18 protein-coding genes are annotated in these 19,838 nt (G+C 66.2%); 11 read left to right on the top strand and 7 right to left on the bottom strand.

From position 1 onward, the window contains the following. Position 1: 1 nt before the first annotated feature. The 4 genes from AAGW05_RS15355 to AAGW05_RS15340 all read left to right on the top strand — a co-directional run bounded on the left by AAGW05_RS15355 (position 2) and on the right by AAGW05_RS15340 (position 3,947). Positions 2-817: a DedA family protein gene (locus tag AAGW05_RS15355; RefSeq protein WP_411805430.1), complete on the top strand. Its 816-nt coding sequence runs from the start codon at positions 2-4 to the stop codon at positions 815-817. Continuing rightward, positions 807-1,478 (top strand): response regulator transcription factor, encoded by a 672-nt coding sequence (locus tag AAGW05_RS15350; RefSeq protein WP_411805429.1) that lies wholly within the window; start codon positions 807-809, stop codon positions 1,476-1,478. The genes AAGW05_RS15355 and AAGW05_RS15350 overlap by 11 nt, the downstream gene beginning before the upstream one ends. Then, on the top strand, positions 1,475-2,479 hold the full coding sequence (locus AAGW05_RS15345) for a sensor histidine kinase (RefSeq protein ID WP_411805428.1): 1,005 nt from the start codon (positions 1,475-1,477) through the stop codon (positions 2,477-2,479). Before AAGW05_RS15350 ends, AAGW05_RS15345 begins: the two co-directional genes overlap by 4 nt. Before the next feature lie 211 nt (positions 2,480-2,690). Further along, positions 2,691-3,947 (top strand): APC family permease, encoded by a 1,257-nt coding sequence (locus tag AAGW05_RS15340; protein ID WP_411805427.1) that lies wholly within the window; start codon positions 2,691-2,693, stop codon positions 3,945-3,947. On the opposite strand, the gene tsaD is transcribed toward AAGW05_RS15340, so the two are convergent. From tsaD to alr, 5 genes are read right to left on the bottom strand one after another with little or no spacing between them, the layout of a single operon-like run. Then, positions 3,944-5,035: a tRNA (adenosine(37)-N6)-threonylcarbamoyltransferase complex transferase subunit TsaD gene (gene tsaD / locus AAGW05_RS15335; RefSeq protein ID WP_411805426.1), complete on the bottom strand. Its 1,092-nt coding sequence runs from the start codon at positions 5,033-5,035 to the stop codon at positions 3,944-3,946. The genes AAGW05_RS15340 and tsaD overlap by 4 nt on opposite strands. After that, positions 5,032-5,559: a ribosomal protein S18-alanine N-acetyltransferase gene (rimI, locus tag AAGW05_RS15330; protein ID WP_411805425.1), complete on the bottom strand. Its 528-nt coding sequence runs from the start codon at positions 5,557-5,559 to the stop codon at positions 5,032-5,034. Before rimI ends, tsaD begins: the two co-directional genes overlap by 4 nt. Then, a complete protein-coding gene (tsaB, locus tag AAGW05_RS15325) occupies positions 5,559-6,293 on the bottom strand; it encodes a tRNA (adenosine(37)-N6)-threonylcarbamoyltransferase complex dimerization subunit type 1 TsaB (protein ID WP_411805424.1) in 735 nt (244 codons plus the stop codon). Before tsaB ends, rimI begins: the two co-directional genes overlap by 1 nt. Positions 6,294-6,303: 10 nt before the next feature. Continuing rightward, positions 6,304-6,912, bottom strand: coding sequence for a tRNA (adenosine(37)-N6)-threonylcarbamoyltransferase complex ATPase subunit type 1 TsaE (gene tsaE, locus AAGW05_RS15320; protein ID WP_411805423.1), 609 nt, complete (start codon positions 6,910-6,912; stop codon positions 6,304-6,306). Next, positions 6,909-8,147 (bottom strand): alanine racemase, encoded by a 1,239-nt coding sequence (gene alr, locus AAGW05_RS15315; RefSeq protein WP_411805422.1) that lies wholly within the window; start codon positions 8,145-8,147, stop codon positions 6,909-6,911. The genes tsaE and alr overlap by 4 nt, the downstream gene beginning before the upstream one ends. Positions 8,148-8,364: 217 nt before the next feature. On the opposite strand from alr, the gene mshA reads away from it, so the two are divergent. Continuing rightward, positions 8,365-9,615, top strand: a complete 1,251-nt coding sequence (gene mshA / locus AAGW05_RS15310) for a D-inositol-3-phosphate glycosyltransferase (RefSeq protein ID WP_411805421.1) — start codon at positions 8,365-8,367, stop codon at positions 9,613-9,615. 241 nt (positions 9,616-9,856) lie between these two features. Further along, positions 9,857-13,030, top strand: a complete 3,174-nt coding sequence (locus AAGW05_RS15305; protein ID WP_411805420.1) for a S8 family serine peptidase — start codon at positions 9,857-9,859, stop codon at positions 13,028-13,030. A gap of 114 nt (positions 13,031-13,144) precedes the next feature. On the opposite strand, the gene AAGW05_RS15300 is transcribed toward AAGW05_RS15305, so the two are convergent. After that, positions 13,145-13,696, bottom strand: a complete 552-nt coding sequence (locus AAGW05_RS15300; protein ID WP_411805419.1) for a hypothetical protein — start codon at positions 13,694-13,696, stop codon at positions 13,145-13,147. 191 nt (positions 13,697-13,887) lie between these two features. Next, on the bottom strand, positions 13,888-15,063 hold the full coding sequence (locus tag AAGW05_RS15295) for an ROK family protein (protein WP_411805418.1): 1,176 nt from the start codon (positions 15,061-15,063) through the stop codon (positions 13,888-13,890). A 117-nt stretch (positions 15,064-15,180) separates the two neighbouring features. On the opposite strand from AAGW05_RS15295, the gene AAGW05_RS15290 reads away from it, so the two are divergent. From AAGW05_RS15290 to AAGW05_RS15270, 5 genes are all read left to right on the top strand, one after another. After that, the gene (locus AAGW05_RS15290) at positions 15,181-17,322 is read left to right on the top strand and encodes an alpha-galactosidase (protein WP_411805417.1); all 2,142 of its coding nucleotides are present in this window, start codon (positions 15,181-15,183) and stop codon (positions 17,320-17,322) included. Positions 17,323-17,373: 51 nt separating this feature from the next. Next, positions 17,374-17,553, top strand: coding sequence for a hypothetical protein (locus AAGW05_RS15285; RefSeq protein ID WP_411805416.1), 180 nt, complete (start codon positions 17,374-17,376; stop codon positions 17,551-17,553). Next, positions 17,553-17,687, top strand: a complete 135-nt coding sequence (locus AAGW05_RS15280; protein ID WP_411805415.1) for a hypothetical protein — start codon at positions 17,553-17,555, stop codon at positions 17,685-17,687. Before AAGW05_RS15285 ends, AAGW05_RS15280 begins: the two co-directional genes overlap by 1 nt. 64 nt (positions 17,688-17,751) lie before the next feature. Further along, positions 17,752-17,991 carry a hypothetical protein gene (locus tag AAGW05_RS15275; RefSeq protein WP_411805414.1) on the top strand — a complete coding sequence of 80 codons (240 nt, stop codon included), beginning with the start codon at positions 17,752-17,754 and terminating at the stop codon, positions 17,989-17,991. Beyond that, the gene (locus AAGW05_RS15270; RefSeq protein WP_411805413.1) at positions 17,991-19,703 is read left to right on the top strand and encodes a glycoside hydrolase family 13 protein; all 1,713 of its coding nucleotides are present in this window, start codon (positions 17,991-17,993) and stop codon (positions 19,701-19,703) included. The genes AAGW05_RS15275 and AAGW05_RS15270 overlap by 1 nt, the downstream gene beginning before the upstream one ends. Positions 19,704-19,838: the final 135 nt, after the last annotated feature.

Genomic DNA, 19,838 nt, shown 5'->3' with positions numbered 1-19,838 from the left:
TTTGCTGAATCACATTGTTCCCTCACTGCACGGCCTTCTTGCAGGAGGTGCCCAAGTCGGCGGCCTTCTTCCCCCGGGCCTGAAGTCACTGCTGGATCCCGCCGCGCTGCTTGGCGGATTCGGACCGGCCACGCTCGCCGTCGTGGCCCTGATTGTCTTCATTGAATCGGGGCTGTTGTTCCCGTTCCTGCCGGGCGACTCGCTGCTTTTCACGGCCGGGCTCCTGCACCAGCAGCTGAACCTGACGCTTCCGGTGCTGATTGGCGTCGTGGTACTGGCGGCCATTGCAGGCGACCAGGTGGGCTACATGCTGGGCCGCACGTTTGGCCGGCGCTGGTTCAAGGACGACGCCCGCATCCTCAAGACCAAGTACCTGGTGGAAACCGAGGAGTTCTTCGCCAAGCGCGGCGGTTGGGCCATTGTGTTGGCCCGCTTTGTCCCGGTGGTGCGCACCTTCACACCCCTGGTGGCGGGCGTGGCCAATTACAACTACAGGAAATTCACGCTGTGGAACATTCTCGGCGCCGTTGGCTGGGGCAGTTCGGTCGTCCTGCTGGGCACGTGGCTGGGCCACTACGACATCATCGCCAAGAACGTCGATGCCATCGCTATCCTGCTGGTCCTGGCCTCGGTGCTGCCGGGCGTCATCAGCCTCCTGCACAAGCGCCGCGTGGCGAAGGCCGGATCCAGGGCCGGATCCCCCGAGACCGGGCTGGAGTCCGTTCCGGAGTCCTTTCAGGCGTCCGCTGCGGAGACCGGGCCTGAGTCCGGACAAACTGCCGGGCAAGCAAGGGACAATAAGGAGCATGCGCATTGATGAGAGGCCACGGCTCCTGCTGGTTGAAGACGATCCCGTCCTGGGACCGCTGATAGCCGAGCTTTTGGCTGACGACTACGACGTCCAGCTGGCATCAGACGGGCAAAAGGGCCTGCATCTGGGGCTGACAGCGCATTGGGAGGCCATGGTCATCGACCGTGGCCTGCCCGGCATGGACGGTCTGGAGCTGGTGTCGGCGCTGCGCACCAAAGGCATCACCACCCCCGCCATCATTCTCACGGCGCTGGGCAGAACGGCCGAAAAAATTGCCGGGCTCGACGCCGGAGCGAACGACTACATGACCAAGCCCTTCGACGCCGGTGAGCTCAGGGCGCGGCTGCGTGCCATGACCCGAAGCTTCACGCCCGCCCCGGAACAGCTGCAGGTGGGCGACTGGCTCCTTGACCCCGGCAGCCGTTCCCTGCGTTCAAGCTACGGCGGGCAGGTGGGGCTGACAGCCAAGGAGAGTGAATTCCTTGCGCTGCTGGCAGGCAGCCCCGAGCGAGTGTTCACCCGCCAGGAATTGATGCATGACCTCTTCCACCCCGATGACTCGCAAAGTGTCATTGACACCTACGTGCATTACCTGCGCAAGAAGGTGTCCAAGTCAGTGATCCGCACCGTGCATGGCATGGGCTACCAGATAGGCGACGGTGCATGAAAATCCCTCACTCACTCCGCTTCCTGGGCACGGGCTTGCCCTCGAGTGCCGATTCACCCCAGCTGCGCCGCGCAGCCCTCATGGTGGGCCTGCGCATCGCCATCGCCATTGCCGTGATGGTTGTGGCTGTCATCATTGCCGCCGCCTTGTACATGCTGTACCTCTCGGACCATCCGAATGTGGCCTCAGCCGACACCTCGACCCGCGTCTATGTTGAATCCAATGACATGCTCAAGGCCATGGTGCTGGCCGGCATCGCCGGCGTTCTGGCGGCTGGGGCCATTGGCTGGCTCAGTGCCCGCAGCGCCATCCGCCCGCTGGGCCGTGCCTTGGAGATGCAGCGGCGCTTTGTCCAGGACGCCAGCCACGAGCTACGCACCCCGTTGACCATTCTTGACTCCCGCGTCCAGCTGGCCGAGCACAAGGTGGAGCCGGGCACCGACGCCGCCCGTCTGCTCGGGCAGATCCGCCAGGACACGGCCGCGCTGTCGGCGACGGTGCAGGAACTTCTCCTTGCCGCCACGGGGGAATCCACCGAGCAGGCCGAACACGTGGGCGTCCCCCAACTCGTCGATGAGGTGGCAGGTAGCCTGGCGGACCTGGCCGCCTCCCGCGGCATTGTGTTGCAAACCATGCACGACGGCGACCCCCGGGTCCGTATCCAGGCCAACAGTTTGCGCCGTGCCATCCTCGGCCTCGTCGACAACGCCCTGAACCACACCCCCGAAGGCGGCACCATCTCTGTCGCCACTTCATCACGGGGACGCACTGTCACAGTCACTGTCGCCGACACCGGTACGGGGATCACCGGCATGGACCCGGCACGGGTGTTCGACCGTTTTGCCCACAGCAGCACGCCCGCAACCGGCGGCCGTCGCAGCTACGGGCTGGGGCTGGCACTCGTTCGGGAGATTGCCGTTGCCGCTGGCGGATCGATTGAGATAGCGTCCACCGGCCCGGGCGGAACCACCATGGAATTGACGCTGCCGGCAGCCCGCTGACCCGCCCGCCCCACCAAACGCTCGGTTACGTCCTGTCCTCAAACACGGAACGCTCGGTTATGTCCGGTCCTCAGACACGGAACGCTCGGTTACCGAGCAACCGAGCGTTTCCAATTTCGGCGCAGAAACCAACCGAGCGTTCACCGGCCGTTCACATGCTTCGGCTACCATCGAACATTGACGCACATAGGCCACGAAAAGAGCCAACCGCATGAGCAACACACAGGGGCTGGCCCGCAGGCTGGGAACATTTGACGCCGTCGTGATTGGACTGGGCTCCATGATCGGGGCCGGGGTGTTTGCCGCCTTCACGCCCGCCGCCCAGGCCGCGGGGTCAGGACTGCTGATCGGCCTGGCGGTGGCAGCCTTCGTGGCATACTGCAATGCCACGTCCTCCGCCCAGCTGGCCGCTGCCTACCCCACCTCCGGCGGCACGTACGTGTACGGCAGGGAACGGCTGGGTCCCTGGCCGGGCTTCCTTGCGGGCTGGGGGTTTGTGGTTGGCAAGGTGGCGAGCAGCGCGGCCATGGCCATGACCTTTGCCGCCTACGCCGCGCCCGCCGGTTGGGAGCGCCCGGTGGCGATTGCCGCCGTCGTGCTTCTTGTCGCTGTCAACTACACGGGCGTGAGCCGCACTGCCTCGCTCGCCCGGATCATTGTGTTTGCCGTCCTGGCGGCGCTGGCCATCGCGGTTGCCGCCGTGTGGGCAGGGCATCCCGGCATCACCGGCGCCACGCTCCTGGGTGGCGGCCTGCTCTCGCACGGGTGGTACGGGATCCTGCAGTCAGCGGGGCTGCTGTTCTTCGCGTTTGCCGGTTATGCCCGGATCGCCACGCTGGGCGAGGAGGTCCGGGATCCGCGCCGCACCATCCCGCGCGCCATTCTGCTGGCCCTGGCCATCGCCGCCGCCGTGTATGCCTGCGTGGGCCTGACCCTTCTTGCCTCGCTGGGGCCCGACGGCGTTGCCACCAACCCCGCTCCCCTCGCCGCCGCCGTGGCGTCAGGGCCGGGGGCCTGGGCCGCGCCGGTAGTGCGGATCGGCGCCGCGCTGGCGTCCCTGGGTGCGCTGCTTGCCTTGGTGGCAGGGCTGGGGCGCACATCGCTGGCCATGGCCCGCGAGTCCGACCTCCCCCGCTGGTTTGCAGCCGTCCATCCCCGGTTCAAGGTGCCGCACCGGGCGGAGATGGCCCTGGGCGCGGTGATTTGCGTGATCATCGCCTTCGCCGACCTCCGCGGCGCCATCGGGTTTTCGTCCTTTGGTGTGCTTGTGTACTACCTCGTGGCCAACGTGTCGGCGTTCACCCAGGGCGGTGCGGACCGCCGCTACCCGCGGTTCCTACAGCTGCTGGGCGCCGCGGCGTGCGTGGTTCTCGTGGCGACGCTGCCCGTGGGCGCCGTCGCGGCTGGGCTGGTGATGTTCGCAGTCGGTATCGGCTACCGATTCCTGCGACTGCGGCGGAGTCGCTAGAGGCTGATGCTCGTCACGGGCATCGAGGAGTCAGTGGCGAAAGCCAAATCGCTGGGCGCAACGCCCTTCATGACGAGCTGGGCGCCGAGGGCGGCGACCATGGCCCCGTTGTCGGTGCACAGTGAGAGCTTCGGCACCAGCAACGTGATGCCGGCGGCCGCGCACCGCTGCTTCGCGAGCTCACGCAGCCGCGAGTTGGCGGCCACTCCCCCACCGAGCAACAAGGTGGTGATGCCGTGTTCGCGGCAGGCCAGCACTGCCTTCGCTGTGATGACATCCAGCACGGATTCTTGGAACGACGCCGCAATGTCGGCCACGGGAACGTCCTCGCCGCGGGCCTCGTACCCCTCCACGCAGCGGGCAACGGCCGTCTTCAGGCCGGAGAAGGAGAAGTCGTAGCGGTGCGGCCCGGGTTCTTCGGCTGTGCCCATGTACTTGGGCATTGTCAGTCCGCGGGGGAACCGCACAGCCTTGGCGTTGCCCTCCTTGGCGAGCCTGTCGATGGCGGGCCCGCCGGGGTAGCTCAGCCCCAGCAGCCGGGCGACCTTGTCAAACGCCTCGCCGGCTGCGTCATCGATCGTGGCGCCGAGCAGTTCGACGTCGGAAGCAATGCTGCGCACCCGCAGAATCTCGGTATGCCCGCCGGAGACCAAAAGGGCACCCAGATTCTCCGGCAGCGCCCCGCCGTCGTACGCGGCAGTGATGGATTCATCCAGCAGCCCGACGCCAACATGCGCCACGAGGTGGTTGATGGCGTACAGCGGCTTGCCCGTGGCAAGGGCCAGCGCCTTGGCCGCGCTGACGCCCACCATGAGCGCCCCGGCCAGGCCTGGCCCGCTTGTGACGGCTATCGCGTCGACGTCCTGGAGCGTCACGCCGGCGTCGGCGAGCGCCTGCGCCAGGGTGGGCACAAACGCGTCAAGGTGTGCGCGGGAGGCGATTTCGGGGATCACTCCGCCGAAGCGCACGTGTTCTTCCATGGAGGAGGAGACCGTGTTTGTCAGCAGTTCGGTGCCGCGCACCAGCCCCACACCAGTTTCGTCGCAGGAGGATTCAATCCCCAGGATCAGCGGGTTGGCCGGGTTCATGACGGGTCCTTCTTTGTAGTGTTGTTGGCCAGGCTCAGGCGCATGATCAGCCCGTCAGAGCCGTCGCGGTAGTACCTGCGCCGCGTGTGGATGTGTTCAAAGCCGTAGCGCCGGTAGAGATTTTGCGCCCGCGGGTTGGTCGAGCTGACCTCAAGCATGATGTCCTCGGCACCGCGCCGCACGGCCTCGGCGATGAGCTCGTCCATCATGGCCCGGGCAATGCCGCGCCCCTCGAATTCGGGCAGGACACCAATGGTCTGGATGTCCCCGATCGGCGGCACGCACATCAGCCCGGCGTAGCCCACGGCCTGCCGTTCGCCGTCTTCATGTTCGACGCCGGATGGCAGCTCCGCGATGACGTACCGCCGGGTTTCGGGCTGGGCAAGCTCACCAACGAACATGTCGCGGGGCCAGGAGTCCACGCCAAAAAGGTGCTTGTCCAGCGCCGTAATGAAGTCAATGTCGGCAGGGACCATGTCGCGCAGCACGGCGGGCGGGTGTGCCGGGGCGTTGCCGTCCGTCATCAGAGCGCGCGCTTCCGGGGTCCGGGCACCTTGGCGTCAGACTCGCGCAGATACAGCGGTGTTGAATCGAGCAGGCCGGCGCCTTCGACGGAACCGGCGGCCATGATCTTGCGTGCGGCGGCGCGGCCCAGGTCAACGGCCGTCGGCTGGGCCTTTGCCAAGGGTTCGTAGACACTGCAGCCGTTGCCGGCAAGGACGTCTTCGTAGAGTCCTGCCCCGGCACCAAACACCTGGACGCCTGAAATTTCATCGGCCGGGCCAACATGCGGGCCATCGATCAGGTGGGCGCCGGCGCTGTACCTTGCCCAGTACACTTCCTTGCGGCGGGCGTCCGTGGCGATGACGAAGTCACCCATGGCGAGAGGCCCCACGGCCCGGCCGTCCCTGTAGGCGGGCGAGTCAAAGACCTGGTGTGCCAGCGCGTCCAGGCTCATCATGCCGTACAGCGGAACGCCCCAGGTGAAGCTGAGCGTGCGGGCCATGGCGATGCCGGCCCGCAGGCCTGTGAAGGGTCCCGGGCCGGTGCCCACCACAATGGCATCCAACGTGGGACCCTCGGTGACGGGGTCGGTGAACAGCGACTTCACGCCCGGCGCCAGCACCTCGGCGTGGCTGCGGGTGTCGGCGGTGGCGAAGTTTGCCACCAGTTCCGCCGTCCGCACGGGGTCAAGCGGGTCGAAGTCAAGGATGGCGGCACTGGCAACGGCCGATGTGTCAATGGTCAGGATTCGCACGTCATTCAGCCTATTCTGTTGTGTTCACAAGCTGGCCGAGCACCGAAAAGTCAATGCCGTCCCAGCGCGGTCCGACGGCATTCAAGCGCAGGGTGCGGGGTTCGTCGTCGTCCTCATCAGCATCAAACGTGTCGGCGAAGTCCATGCTCCCGTCGTCCGCGTCCTCGGTTTGCCCCAAGGTTTCATCGCCGGGGGCAGGCAGAGCGCCGCCCACGGCACGCACGAGTTCAATGTCAAGCCGGCTGGCGGCGAGATGCTCGACCCGATCTACGCCCCACTCCACGACAGTCACCGAGGTGTCCATGGTGTTTTCAAGGTCGATGTCATCAATCTCGCCGGGGGTGGCCAGGCGATACGCGTCAACGTGGACAAGGTCCGGGCCGCCTGGATTGTGGCCATCTGCCAGGTTCGGGTGGATGCGCACCAGGACAAAGGTGGGGGAAATGATGCCTTCGCGCACGCCAAGGCTGCGGCCCAGGCCCTGCGTGAAGGTGGTTTTTCCCGCGCCGAGTTCCCCACTGAGAATGACCAGGTCCCCGGCCCGCAACAGCCGGGCGAGGTTTTCGGCCAGCTGCTGGGTTTGGGTCGCGGTGCTGGTGGCAAACTCCCAGGCCGTCACAGCCCACCACCGGCAGCAGCGCCCGTCCCGTCGGCAGCGCCGTCGCCCGCGCCACCCACGTAGCTGCGCGGCACCCGCTGGCTGATGCGGGTCACGATTTCATAGTTGATGGTTCCGGCAGCCGCCGCCCACTGCTCGACCAGGGGTCCGCCGTCGGCCCCGTTACCAAAGAGCACGGCCGTGGCACCCAGCGCGGAACCGGGAACCTCGGCATCGGCAAAGCCGTCGCGGCCGGCCGGTCCCAGGTCTATGACCATCTGGTCCATGGCGATGCGCCCCACCACGGGGTAGGTGACGCCGTTGACGCGGACAGGACCGCCCGTGGCGATGCGCGGAATCCCGTCGGCATAGCCCAACGGCACAAGGCCGAGGGTGGTGGCCTGCGTGGTCTTGTAGTTCGACCCGTAGGAGACGCCCTGGCCGGACGGAACGTCCTTGCACAGGGCGATCAGGGTCTGCACGGTCATGGCCGGGACAAGGCCCAGATCCGCGGACGTCTGGTCCGCAAAGGGTGACATCCCGTACATGCCAAGACCCACCCGGACCATGTCAAAGTGCGCGTCGGGGCGCGACAGGGTGGCCGGGGTGTTGGCGATGTGGCGCACGTCTGGCTGCACGCCCGCCGCCTCGGCCACGGCAATTGCCTCGCGGAAGCGTTCGAGCTGCTCATCGGTTTCGGGGCGGCTGGGTTCATCGGCAACGGCCAGGTGGCTGAAAATCCCGACCACACGCAGCAGGCCCTGCGACTCGTACACCATGGCCGCGGCGACGAGCGCCTGCCAGTCCTGGCGGGAGCAGCCGTTGCGGCCAAGTCCGGTGTCAATCTTCAAATGGATCCGGGCGGGGCGCTGCACTTCACGCGCAGCGGCAACGATGTGCCCAAGTTCCCACCCCGAGCAGCCGAGGTCGATGTCCTGTTCGACGGCGGCCATGAAGTCGGTTTCGGGCGTGTGCAGCCACGACAGCACAGGCGCGTCGATGCCTGCCGCGCGCAGGGCCAGGGCCTCGGATACGTGGGCCGTTCCCAGCCACTGCGCCCCTGCTTCAAGCGCGGTGCGGGCCACCTGGAACATGCCGTGCCCGTAGGCGTCGGCCTTCACCACGGCCATGAATTGGGCCGGTGCACAGATCTCACGCAGGCGGCGGATATTGTTGGCGATCGCGGACAGGTCAATGATGGCTTGCCGTTCAAGGCCGTGACTCGGCGCTGGAACTGGCACAACAGATGGGCTCACCCACCCATTTTAGGCCCTTTTCGACGGCGGCCCGTTTCCACGCCCGACGGCGGCCAGCGCGGCACCGTTTGCCGCCCACCTCCGTCCGGGCTAGGACGACGCCACCGGCAGTGGGAAGATTAGTACAGTATTTTTATCCGCAGCCCGTGCCGGCTGCCGCGTTCAACCATGCCTGCAGCGATCAACTGCAGCAACCACGCCCCGTCAGGAGGAAGCTGTGCACCAGGTCAGGCGGGTCGCCATGCTCTCCCTCCACACGTCCCCGCTGGAACAGCCCGGTGGCGGCGACGCCGGCGGCATGAACGTTTATGTCAGGCACCTGGCACTTGAATTGGCTGCCACGGGTGTTGCCGTTGACATTTACACCCGCCGCGCCGACGCCGGGCAGCCGGACACCGTCGAGTTGGCACCCCACGTGAATGTCCACCACGTCTCTGCCGGGCCCTTCGCCAAGGTGTCCAAGGAAGCTCTGCCTGAGCTCATCACTGAGATGGCCGACGCCGTCGCCGACCATGTTGCCTCCCTCCCAGGGGAGCCGGCGAGGGTTATCCACTCGCACTATTGGGTGTCGGGCATGGCAGGGATTTTGGTGGCCAAGCGCCTCGACCTGCCGCTCGTGCACACCATGCACACCATGGCCCGGGTCAAGAACCACAACCTGCCCGCCGACCAGACGGCCGAACCCGGCATCCGTGAGGATGGCGAGCAGCACATCGTGGCGGCGGCAACGCGCCTGATCGCGAACACCACGGCCGAGGCTGCCGAGCTCGAGCGCCACTACGACGGTTGCGAGCAGCGCATCGACGTGGTCTCCCCCGGCGTCGACCTGAAGATTTTCAAGCCGGCGTTCAGGGACCGCTCACGGCAGGAACTTGGCATTGCGTCCGGGGTTTTCCACGTGGTCTTCGCCGGCCGCCTGCAGCGCCTGAAGGGCCCGCACGTCCTGGTCAAGGCCGCGGCCATCCTGCGCGCCGAGCGTCCCGATATCGACCTGCAGTTCTCCTTCCTTGGCGCGCGCAGCGGCAACGACAAATATGACCTTGCCGCCATGATCGACGACGCCGGCCTCTCGGCCGTAGCCGCCGTCCACCCTCCAGTGCAGGCCGGGGAACTTGCCGATTGGTACCGCAGCGCCGACGTGGTCGCCGTCCCCTCCTCCAGCGAGTCCTTCGGGCTTGTCGCACTTGAGGCCCAGGCTTGCGGCACACCTGTCATCGCCACGAACGTCGGCGGCCTGCCGCGGGCTGTCAGTGACGGACGCACGGGGCTGCTTGTCGAGGGCCGCTCGCCCAGGCTGTGGGCCGAGGCCATCGCATCCCTGCACGACTTCGCCGCGACGCGGGCTGACATGGGCCGTGCCGCATCTGTCTTTGCGGAGTCCTTCGGCTGGGAGAAAACGGCGGCCCAGACAGTCCAAAGCTACGACCTTGCCCTGACGTACCAGTACGTCACCCCTCCGGGCTGCTGACCCCTGGCCTTCCGGCCAACCGTCAGACGCACGTCGCCGTGGTGTTGCTGACTTTTTGGGCAATACCCGATTTTTCCGAGTGTCACAGCTCACATTCCGCGCGCCTCTCGGTAGCGTTCCTCGGGTGGCTGCGCCGGCTGTTTGGGCGCCCTTTCATCCCTCGGGTTCCATGCCGCCGCGCCTGTTGCACCCGTCTGGCAATGACGCCCGGTGGGGATCCTGTTGAAAGGTTCACAGCACCATGAAACGAATGGGAAGAACTCTCTTTCGAAGCCCTGGAATGCGGAAGGCCGTGGCAGTGTGCGCGGGCCTGCCCCTGCTCCTGGTCTCAGTGGGGGCATTGCCGGCCTCGGCCAACTCGGGCGGCCAAGCAACAACAACCCTCGCCCAAGCGAACATCGATCCACTGCTCTACCAGGCGGGACGTTACATTGTGGTCCTGGCCGAGCAGCCCATTGCCATGTACGACGGCGGCACGGCCGGACTGGCACGCACCAGGCCGCAGGCCGGTCAAAAGCTTGATGCCACCCGGCCCGAGGTAAAGAAGTACAAGGCCCATCTGGAGAACAGGCAGGCCAGCGTTGCAAAGACGGAAAACGTCAAGGTCAAGCGCACGTTCACGGCCGCCCTCAACGGCTTCTCCGCTGACCTCTCGGCCGGTCAGGCCCTGGCCCTGGCCAAGGACCCCGGCGTCCTGATGGTCGCCCCTGACACGGAGAACGCCCCCGACTACTCGAGCACCGATTTCCTGGGCCTTAGCGGCCCCAACGGCAGCTGGAACAAGGCTTTCGGCGGACAGGCCAATGCGGGCAAGGGCGTGGTGGTGGGCATCATCGACACCGGATACACGCCGTCGAGCCCGTTCTTCGCCGGCGAAAAGGTCAAGCCGCTAAAGGGTGAGCCACAGGTTGGCGTGCCCTATCGCACGGGTGACGGCAAGATCGCCATGCTGAAAGCCAACGGGGACACCTTCTCCGGCGAATGCCAGCAGGGCGTGGAGACGGGAGCCGATTTTGACGGCACGGCCTGCAACTCCAAGGTGCTCAGCGCGCACTACTTTGCCGACGACTTCGTCAAGTATGTGGCCCCTGAACACCGAGCGCCCCAGGAGGTGCTCTCCCCCGTTGATGTGGCCAGCCACGGCACGCACACTGGCAGCACGGCCGCCGGCAACGCCAACATCCGGGCTTCCATCGGGGGTCGGGACATGGGTATCACTGGCGGCGTGGCCCCGGCTGCGAAGCTCTCCGTGTACAAGATTTGTTGGGAAGACGACGATCCTGCCACGGGCGGCTGCTATTCGTCCGCGGCTGTTGCGGCCATCAACCAGGCCATCCTTGACGGCGTCGACGTGCTGAACTATTCCATCTCCGGCAGCACCGACACCACCACGGACCCCGTATCGCTGGCGTTCCTGTCCGCGACCTCGGCCGGGATCTTTGTTGCCGCCTCCGCCGGCAACTCCGGACCCACGGCAGGCACCGTCAACCACGGCGCCCCGTGGGTGACAACTGTCGCCGCCACGTCGTTCTCCTCCGAGCTGCAGGGCACTGCGGAATTCTCCGACGGCACCAAGTTCCGCGGAGCCAGCATGATGAGCCAATCCCTGCCACCGCGTCATGTGGTCCTTGCGGCCACGGCTGCTGCGGCCGGCGCGGCCACGCCCGCACTCTGCGGGCCAAACGCTTTGGACGCCACCAAGGTTGCGGGAAAGGTTGTGGTGTGTGACAGGGGCGTGTTCGCCCGCACCGCCAAGAGCGACGAGGTCAAGCGTGCAGGCGGCGTGGGGATGATCCTCGCCAATCTCACGCCCTCCTCCGAGGACGTTGACCTGCATGCTGTGCCCACTGTCCACGTGAACCCGCCGGCAACCCAGCTCATCAAGGACAAGGTGACGGCCAACCCGGACATCCTTGTCGCCCTGGTGAACAAGGACACCACGGGTCTGCCCGTGGACCCGCAGCCGCAGGTTGCCGGGTTCTCCTCACGCGGACCGTTGGCCGCCGCGGGCTCGGACCTGCTCAAGCCCGACGTCGCCGCACCAGGGGTTGCCGTGCTGGCAGGGGTTTCCCCGATTGCATCCGGTGGCGACCAGTTCGGCATGATGTCAGGAACGTCCATGGCGTCCCCGCATGTAGCCGGCTTTGCCGCACTCCTGATGGCCAGGAACCCCACCTGGTCCCCTGCCGCGGTGAAGTCATCCATGATGACAACGGCCACCAAGGTGGTGAACGCGGACGGCAGCAAGAACACCGACCTCTTCGCAACGGGTGCAGGCCAAACGGCGGTGGCCACGGCCCTCTCGCCGGGACTTGTTTACGACGCCGGTGACACCGAATACCTGAAGTTTATTCAAGGCACGGGCCTGGATCTTGGCATCCCGGGCCTGGGCAGCACGGCTCCGCGGGACATGAACGTTGCCTCCTTCGCGGTAGGCGGCCTGGCCGGCAAGGTCACTGTCACCCGGACCGTCACGGCCCTCAAGCCGGGGCTTTACCGGGCCGTGGCGAACGTCCCCGGCGTCAACGTCCGGGTCACACCGTCGGTGTTGAACTTCCCCGCAGCCGGCGATCAGCGCACTTTTAAGGTCACCTTTGAAAATGTCTCGGCCACCCTGGGCAAGTTTGCCATGGGCAGCTTGGCCTGGGAGGGTGCCGGCACCACGGTGACGTCTCCGGTCGCCGTGCGGCCACTGCCTGTGCTTGTCGCACCGGAGGTTTCATTCAGCTCAACCAAGTCGACTGACAGCGGCAAGATCCCGGTGGTTTCGGGCACGGGAACTCCGGTGACAATGACTCTTGACGGCCTGTCCAAGGCGGATTCAAGCGCCATTGAGCTGGTTCCCGGACCGCTGGTTGTGGGTTCGAACAAGTCCAACTTCCTCAAGGAGGTGACGGTACCGGCGGGGACCAAACTGGCCAAGTTCCAGGTGATCTCCTCGGATCCCGCCGCCGACTACGACATGATCGTGTTCAACCCTCAGGGTCAGTACAGCGACGTCAGGACGCCTTCCTCCAGCGAGACACTTTCGCTGTCCAACCCGGCACCGGGCACGTACACCGTGCTGGCCAACCTGTACTCAAGCCCCGGCGGGGCGGCCGTCAAGGCCAGCGTTGACGCTGCCGTGCTGGGCTCGAACGTCGGAAATGCCTCGGTGACCCCCAACCCGCTCAAGCTGGCCAACGGCAAGTCGGGCACCGTGACACTGGGGTGGACCGGGTTGGCGCCGGGCTCCTACCTGGGCCGGGTTTCCTTCGGCGGCACCGGCACCGAGACGTTTGTCTCCGTCATCATCTCCCCCAACGGCACGGCCGTGCTGCCCGGCGAGGGCCATGGCAAGGACAAGCCAAAGAAGGGGAAAGATAACAGGTCGGCGTTCCCCTCCGACCAGGCGCCCGGCGACCTTTTGAGATAACGCAGGGCTCCGACCCACCCCTCTCAACGCACGACGGCGGCCATCCAGCAAGTCTGGATGGCCGCCGTCGTGCGTTATGCACCAGGGTTTACGTTCATGGTTTGGGCCCGTGGGTTAGATGGCGCCGGTGCCGCCACCGAGCGCACCGAACAGCGGGGCAAGCGCCTGCCAGCTGGCGATCTCGCAGCCGTCTGTGCGCTTGAAGGTTGCCTTCACTTCCCTGCCCTTGAACGAGCCGGTGACCACAGCAACCTCCGGGCCGCCATATTGCTGAGTGCAGGCGCGCGCGGGGTCTGGGACGGGGAAGAACATCTTTTCGCCATGGAGTTCCACGGCGGCCAGGGCGGCTGCGGGGTCAGGCAGCGTGGAAACAGGGGACGGTGTCGGGCCGTCGGCCACGAGCCGGAACTGGTGCGGCGCGGCCCCGGGTGATTCAGTGAGCGTGATCGAAAGGTCGATGGCACCGGTGGCCGGTGGGGTGGCGGCTGATTCTCCGCCGGCGTCACCCGGTGGGGACACCTGCGCGCAAGCGGCCAGCACGGCGGCGGCCGAGACCAGCAGCACCACCATTGCCAGCCGCAACCCGCGAGCCGGCTTCGGAGTTCCGGCCATCCTTGACCGACCCGGCCCGATGGGATGGATTGAACGGATTGACTGTTGTTGCATTCCTACCGCCTCCTTAGCTTTTCTGCCATGCTAACCCGAGGTCCGAACATCGGCCCGGGAAAGGCGATCCACCATTTTCGCGCCCGCCTCCCGTCTATGCCCCCGGTCTGCGGGGCGCATAAACGGGAGGCGGGCGCATTTGTTACCGGCATTCCACCGGACAATGTCGCAGTTCCCGAGCAGGACGGCAGCTAGAGCACAAACGCCAGGGCCTGGATGGCCACGGCAGCTGCCCCGCGGGCCCATTCGGTGAAGTCGGCCGATGCCACCCGCAGCGTGACGGGGCCCGCCTCGGGGTCCCTGTCCGCTGCCAGCGCGGCCAGGACTGAGGCTTCGACGGCTGCAAACAGGCCAATGCCCTCACCGCCCAGCACAACTGTGTTGACCATCGTCAGGTTTGCCGCTGCTGCAATCAATTTGCCCAGCGCCTTCCCTGCCGCCTCAAGGACGGCCGACGCCGCACGGTTGCCCCCTGCTGCCAGCTCGAGCGCCTGCGCGTAGTCGACGGGGCGGCCCAGTGCGGAGGAAATCTGCTGGCAAATGCTGGGGATGGACAGCATCGCGGTGGAGCAGCCACGGTGTCCCTCCATGCACAGCGGCCCGTTGGGGTCCAGCGACAAATGCCCGCCGAGGCCCAGGCCGGTGTCAGGAGTGCGCATGACGTGGTCCCTGATGGCCAGGCCGTAGCCGACCCCGGCCCCTACGGTGATGACGGCGAAATCCGACACTTCCCGACCGGCCCCAAACCACTGCTCGGCAGCCACGAGCGCCGTGACGTCGTTGTCGACCACAACAGGCAGTTCCAGCCGTGCGGCCAGCAGCGCGCCCAGGGGCTCATCGTTCCAGCCAAGGAACGGCGCCCTATGGACAACGCCATCCGGGCGGACCTGGCCGCCCAGGGACACACCTACACCAGTGACTGCCGCACCTGTTTCGGCACCCAGCTGCCCTGTCAGCTGTTCAATTCCAGCCACCACCGTCTCGACGTCGGTCCCGGCAAGGGGCAGGGTGGCCTCGGCCAGGATGGTTGCCCGCAGGTCCGTCACCACGGCCTGCAGCAGGTCGCCGGCGACCTTGACACCCACAAAACGGGCGCTGTCGCTGCGTACGTCCAGCAGCCGTACGGGACGCCCCACGCTACCGTCAGCAAGCAATTCCCCCTCAACCAGCAGGCCTGAGTCAAGCAGCGGCTTGCTCAGGCGGGTCAGGCTCGCGACGCTCAGCCTGAGTTCCTTCGCCAGTTCCCCGCGGGAGAGGGGTCCACGGACAAGCACCAGGCGGGCCAGCTCAAGGGCCGAGTCCGCGAGCGCAGCGGAGTTCTCGCGCTGCTCCGCGTGCCGTGCCGGAAGGGGTCGGGCAGTGTTCATGAGGATCAGTTTATTGCAGGATGAATATAATTCCAGTCCGACATTCGCTGTTTTGGCCGAAATTGCCCACCAGCGTGACCCTTGACACAATAATTACTTTTGCGGTAAAACTATCCAATGAGCACAGCACCCCTTTCGATCCCCGCACATGTCCAGCTGCACCGCGGGGGCACCTCGGTCATCGTCGACCTGACAACCGCCGGCACGCCCACCATCTTGCATTGGGGCCCTGCCACGGGCACGTTGTCCGAGGTGGAACTGGCGTCCCTTGCCACGGCTTCCCGTCCCCAGCGCGTCTCCGGCGGCATCGACACCCCCGCCCGTCTGGGCCTTGTGCCACAGGAAGTCTTCGGCTGGCAGGGTTCCCCGGCACTCATCGGCCAGAGGGCCGCCGGCTCGTGGGCAAACGCCCTGTCCACCACCGAGGCAATTTCCGACGCCGGTTCCCTCACGATCACGGCGGAGGACCCCACGGGTGAACTCCGGCTCGTCACGGAACTGGCCCTCACGGGTGCAGGCGTGCTGAAGCAGCGCCACACCCTGACCAACATCGGCAGCACCGACTACCAGCTGCACCGGCTGACGGCGTTCTTCCCGCTGCCGGCGTCGGCCACCACAGTCCAGGACGCCACGGGCCGCCACCTGAAGGAACGCACGGCGCAGCGCCGGCCCCTGACCGTCGGGGCACATGTGCGTGAAAGCCGCCGCGGCCGCCCCGGGGCAGATGCCACGCTGCTGATGCTGGCAGGATCCGACAGTTTCGGCTTCCGCAGCGGACTGGTCCACGGCGTGCACACGGCATGGAGCGGCAACCACCGCCTCACGGCCGAGCAGACCATCACCAGCGACAGTTTCCTGTCAGCGGGCGAGCTGCTCCTGCCCGGCGAAGTTGTCCTCACACCGGGGAAGTCCCACACCACCCCGTGGGCACTCGGCTCCTGGGGCAACGGCCTGGACCAGCTCTCAGCACGGTTCCACGAGGACCTGCGGGCACGCGAGAGGCACCCCCGCCGCCCCCGCCCCGTCACGTTGAACACCTGGGAGGCCGTGTACTTCAACCACGACCTGGACACGTTGAAGAAGCTGGCCGAGAAGGCCGCAAGCATCGGCGTCGAGCGCTTCGTCCTCGACGACGGCTGGTTCCTTGGCCGCCGCGACGACACCGCGGGCCTGGGCGACTGGTTTGTGGACGCCGCCGTATGGCCCAACGGGTTGGACCCGATCATTGACCACGTCCACGGCCTCGGCATGGAGTTCGGCTTGTGGTTTGAACCCGAAATGGTCAACCCCGACAGCGAACTTGCCCGCAACCACCCGGACTGGCTCCTGCACACCGAGGGGCACGTGCCGGTTTCGGCCCGGCAGCAACAGGTTCTGAACCTCGCCAACCCCGACTGCTTTGACTACCTCCTGGGTCGCATCGACGCCATCCTCTCTGAATACCCCATCAGCTACATCAAGTGGGACCACAACCGGGACTTGCTTGACGCCACCGATCCCCGTACCGGCCGTGCATCGGTGCGCGAAACAACACTCGCCCTATACCGGCTGCTGGCCGAGCTGAAGGCCCGCCACCCCGACCTTGAAATTGAAAACTGTGCCTCGGGCGGCGCCCGCGTGGACCTTGGCATCCTGGATTACACGGACAGGATCTGGACCAGCGACTGCATCGACCCGATCGAACGCCTCGACAACCAGGCCAACACCGGGCTGCTTGTCCCCTACGAACTCATGGGCGCCCACATTGGCGGGCCGAAGTCGCACTCAACCCGCCGCCAGCACAGCCTGGGCTTCATGGCCCGCACCGCAATTTTTGGCCACTTTGGCATCGAATGGGACATCAGCGGTATCTCTGCCGAGCAAACTGCCGAGCTGGCCGGATGGGTGGCGTTCCACAAGGATCACAGGGACCTGTTCCACTCGGGCATCAGCGTCCATGCGGAGCCGGATCCGGCCCTGGACGTGCGCGGCGTCGTGGCCCGGGACGGCGCACGCGCCGTGTACTCCCTCACACAACGAACAGCCTCAACCACCTACCCTTCGGGGCGCATCACCCTGCCGGGGCTGGACCCGGAAACGCTGTACAGGGTTCGGCTCACGCACCCGCTCAATGACGACGTCGGCAATGGCCAATCCCCGCTCGACTGGGCACAGGCCGAAACGATTCTTTCCGGACGGCTGCTGGGCTCCATAGGCCTGCAGTGCCCCGTGCTCTTCCCGGAACAAGCCGTTTTGATCACCGCTGAAACGGCCAGCTAAGGACTTCCCCTGAGCCCCGAGCAAATATTCCACCCCAACAGGGCGGCCGGTGTGGATGTGGCACTGGCTGGCATGCAGGGCTTCTTCAACCCTGGCCGCATCATCGGCTACTTCAACCATCACGTCCCGGACCGCAACGACGCAGGATTGCTCACCGGCATGGACCACGAATTTGAAAAGGACCCCGCCCGCACCACCAGGCCCCTCACCAGCCAGGCAATGGGCATCTAGTGGCTCTTGCCCTCAAGGGCCAGCTGCAGGCCTTCGACCAGACGGTGGCCCTGGTCATCCACTTGGTGGTCATCGTCGTCCTGTCGCTGCCGTCAATGTACGTCCTCGCACCCAAGGAGTCCGAGCTTCCCTGAGCCTACTTATCGAAAAGCCGGCCGAAGGCACCCCGGCCGAGGTCCGAGGTCGTTCCCCACCATCATGTTGCCCATAACGAAGGAGACGGCGGTGCTTGGCATGGACCACGTGCTGGAAGGTCATCTTCCCGATCTCAAAACCCGCACCCTGGCCCTGGTCCACTACGTCTTCCAAAGTCAATTCAACTCCGATCACACCCCCGCTTTTGCTTCCTACCTCATGGCCATGGCACCGTTGCTTCTGGTTTACATGTTCGCCCAGCGCTGGGTCATCTCCGGCGTTATGAGAGGATCCACCCAATAATGACTGCCCCCGCTTCCGCCCCCGCCACGAAATCCGACGCCGTGCACCCCGGCGCCGCTTGGTGGCGCCAGGCCGCCGTCTACCAGATCTACCCACGCAGCTTCTCCGACGCCAACGGCGACGGCATGGGCGACCTCCCCGGCGTCACAGCACGCATGGGCTACCTCGCCGAGCTGGGCATCGACGCGATCTGGCTCAGCCCGTTCTACCCCTCGGCCTTGGCCGACGGCGGTTACGACGTGGACGATTACCGCAACGTCGATCCCCGGCTGGGCTCCCTTGACGACTTTGACGCCATGATGGCCGCCGCGCACGCCGAAAACATCAGGGTCATCGTCGATCTGGTCCCCAACCACTCATCCAACCGGCACGAGTGGTTTAAGGCCGCCCTTGCCTCCGCCCCGGGCTCCCCCGAGCGCGCCAGGTACCACTTCCTTGAGGGGCTTGGGGACGACGGCGAGCTGCCGCCGTCGGACTGGCCCTCCCACTTCGGCGGGCCCGCATGGACCCGTGTCATTGAGAGCGCTGGGCCCCGCGCCGGACAGCTCGGCCAGTGGTACCTGCACCTGTTCGCCTCCGAGCAGCCTGACTTCAACTGGGACCACCCCGAGGTCCGCGAGGACTTCCACACCACGCTGCGCTTCTGGTCCGACCGCGGCGTTGACGGCTTCCGCGTTGACGTGGCGCACGGCCTGGCCAAGGACATGTCGTTGCCGCTGAGGTCCAAGCCGAAGCTGGAAATCCTTGTCTCCGACGGCTCGGACCCCTTGTTTGACCGCGACGCCGTGCATGAGATCTTCGCCGGCTGGCGTTCGGTCCTGAACGAGTACGACCCGCCCAAGGCCGCCGTTGCCGAGGCATGGGTTCCGTTTACCGAGCGGCGCCTGAAGTACGCGCGCCCCACCGAGCTGGGCCAGGCCTTCAACTTCGACCTGCTGCAGGCGCACTTCGATGCCACCGAATTCCGCACCATTGCCGAAAAGTGCCTCGATGAGGCCGAGGCTTCCGGCGCTTCATCGACCTGGGTGTTCTCCAACCATGACGTCATCCGCCACGCATCCCGCTACAGCCTGCCTGATGACACAACCCATGCAGGACTTGACGCGTGGCTGATGGCCGACGGCGCCACTCCCATTGCCAACCCTGAGCGCGGTTTGCGCCGGGCCAGGGCCGCGACGCTGTTCATGCTGGGTCTGCCCGGCTCGGCCTACCTGTACCAGGGCGAGGAACTGGGACTCTTCGAGGTTGCCGACCTGCCGCATGCTTCTCTGCAGGACCCCACCTGGTTCCGCACGGGAAAGAAGATCAAGGGCCGGGACGGCTGCAGGGTGCCGCTGCCGTGGTCAGCAAACAGCGCCAACTTCGGTTTCGGCGGCACGCCGTGGCTGCCCCAGCCCGAGTGGTTTGCCGGGTTGGCTGCCGACACCCAGGACGGCAACGCCGGCTCAACGCTTGAGATGTACAGGGCCGCGCTGAAGCTGCGCCGCGAGCTGCAGTCGGAGGAGTCCCTTGAATGGTTGAGTGCGCCCGGCGCCGAGGTGGTGCACTACCGCCGCCCCAACGGCTGGGAGGTGCTCACCAACTTTGGTGCCGTGGCCGCGGCGCTGCCGTCCGGCGTCGACCTGTCAAAGGTGGTCCTGCGCTCCGGCGGTGAGAACGGGACAGGGGAGGCGAGCATCGAGGCCGAATCAACCCTCTGGCTCGCCCCCTAACCCCAACGCTCGGTTACTTTCCGTCGTCATTGACCCGACGCTCGGTTGCTTTTCGTCGCCATTGGCTCGACGCTCCCTCACCTTTTGTCGTTCCGCTGTCCTGCCTCGGCGGAAGGTGAGGGGCTGGCTGTGGAT

The sequence above is a fragment of the Arthrobacter sp. LAPM80 genome (assembly GCF_046736435.1).
GTDB lineage: Bacteria > Actinomycetota > Actinomycetes > Actinomycetales > Micrococcaceae > Specibacter.
The sequence above is the reverse complement of the archived record's forward strand: the minus strand, read 5'-3'. Positions and strand labels throughout refer to the sequence as shown.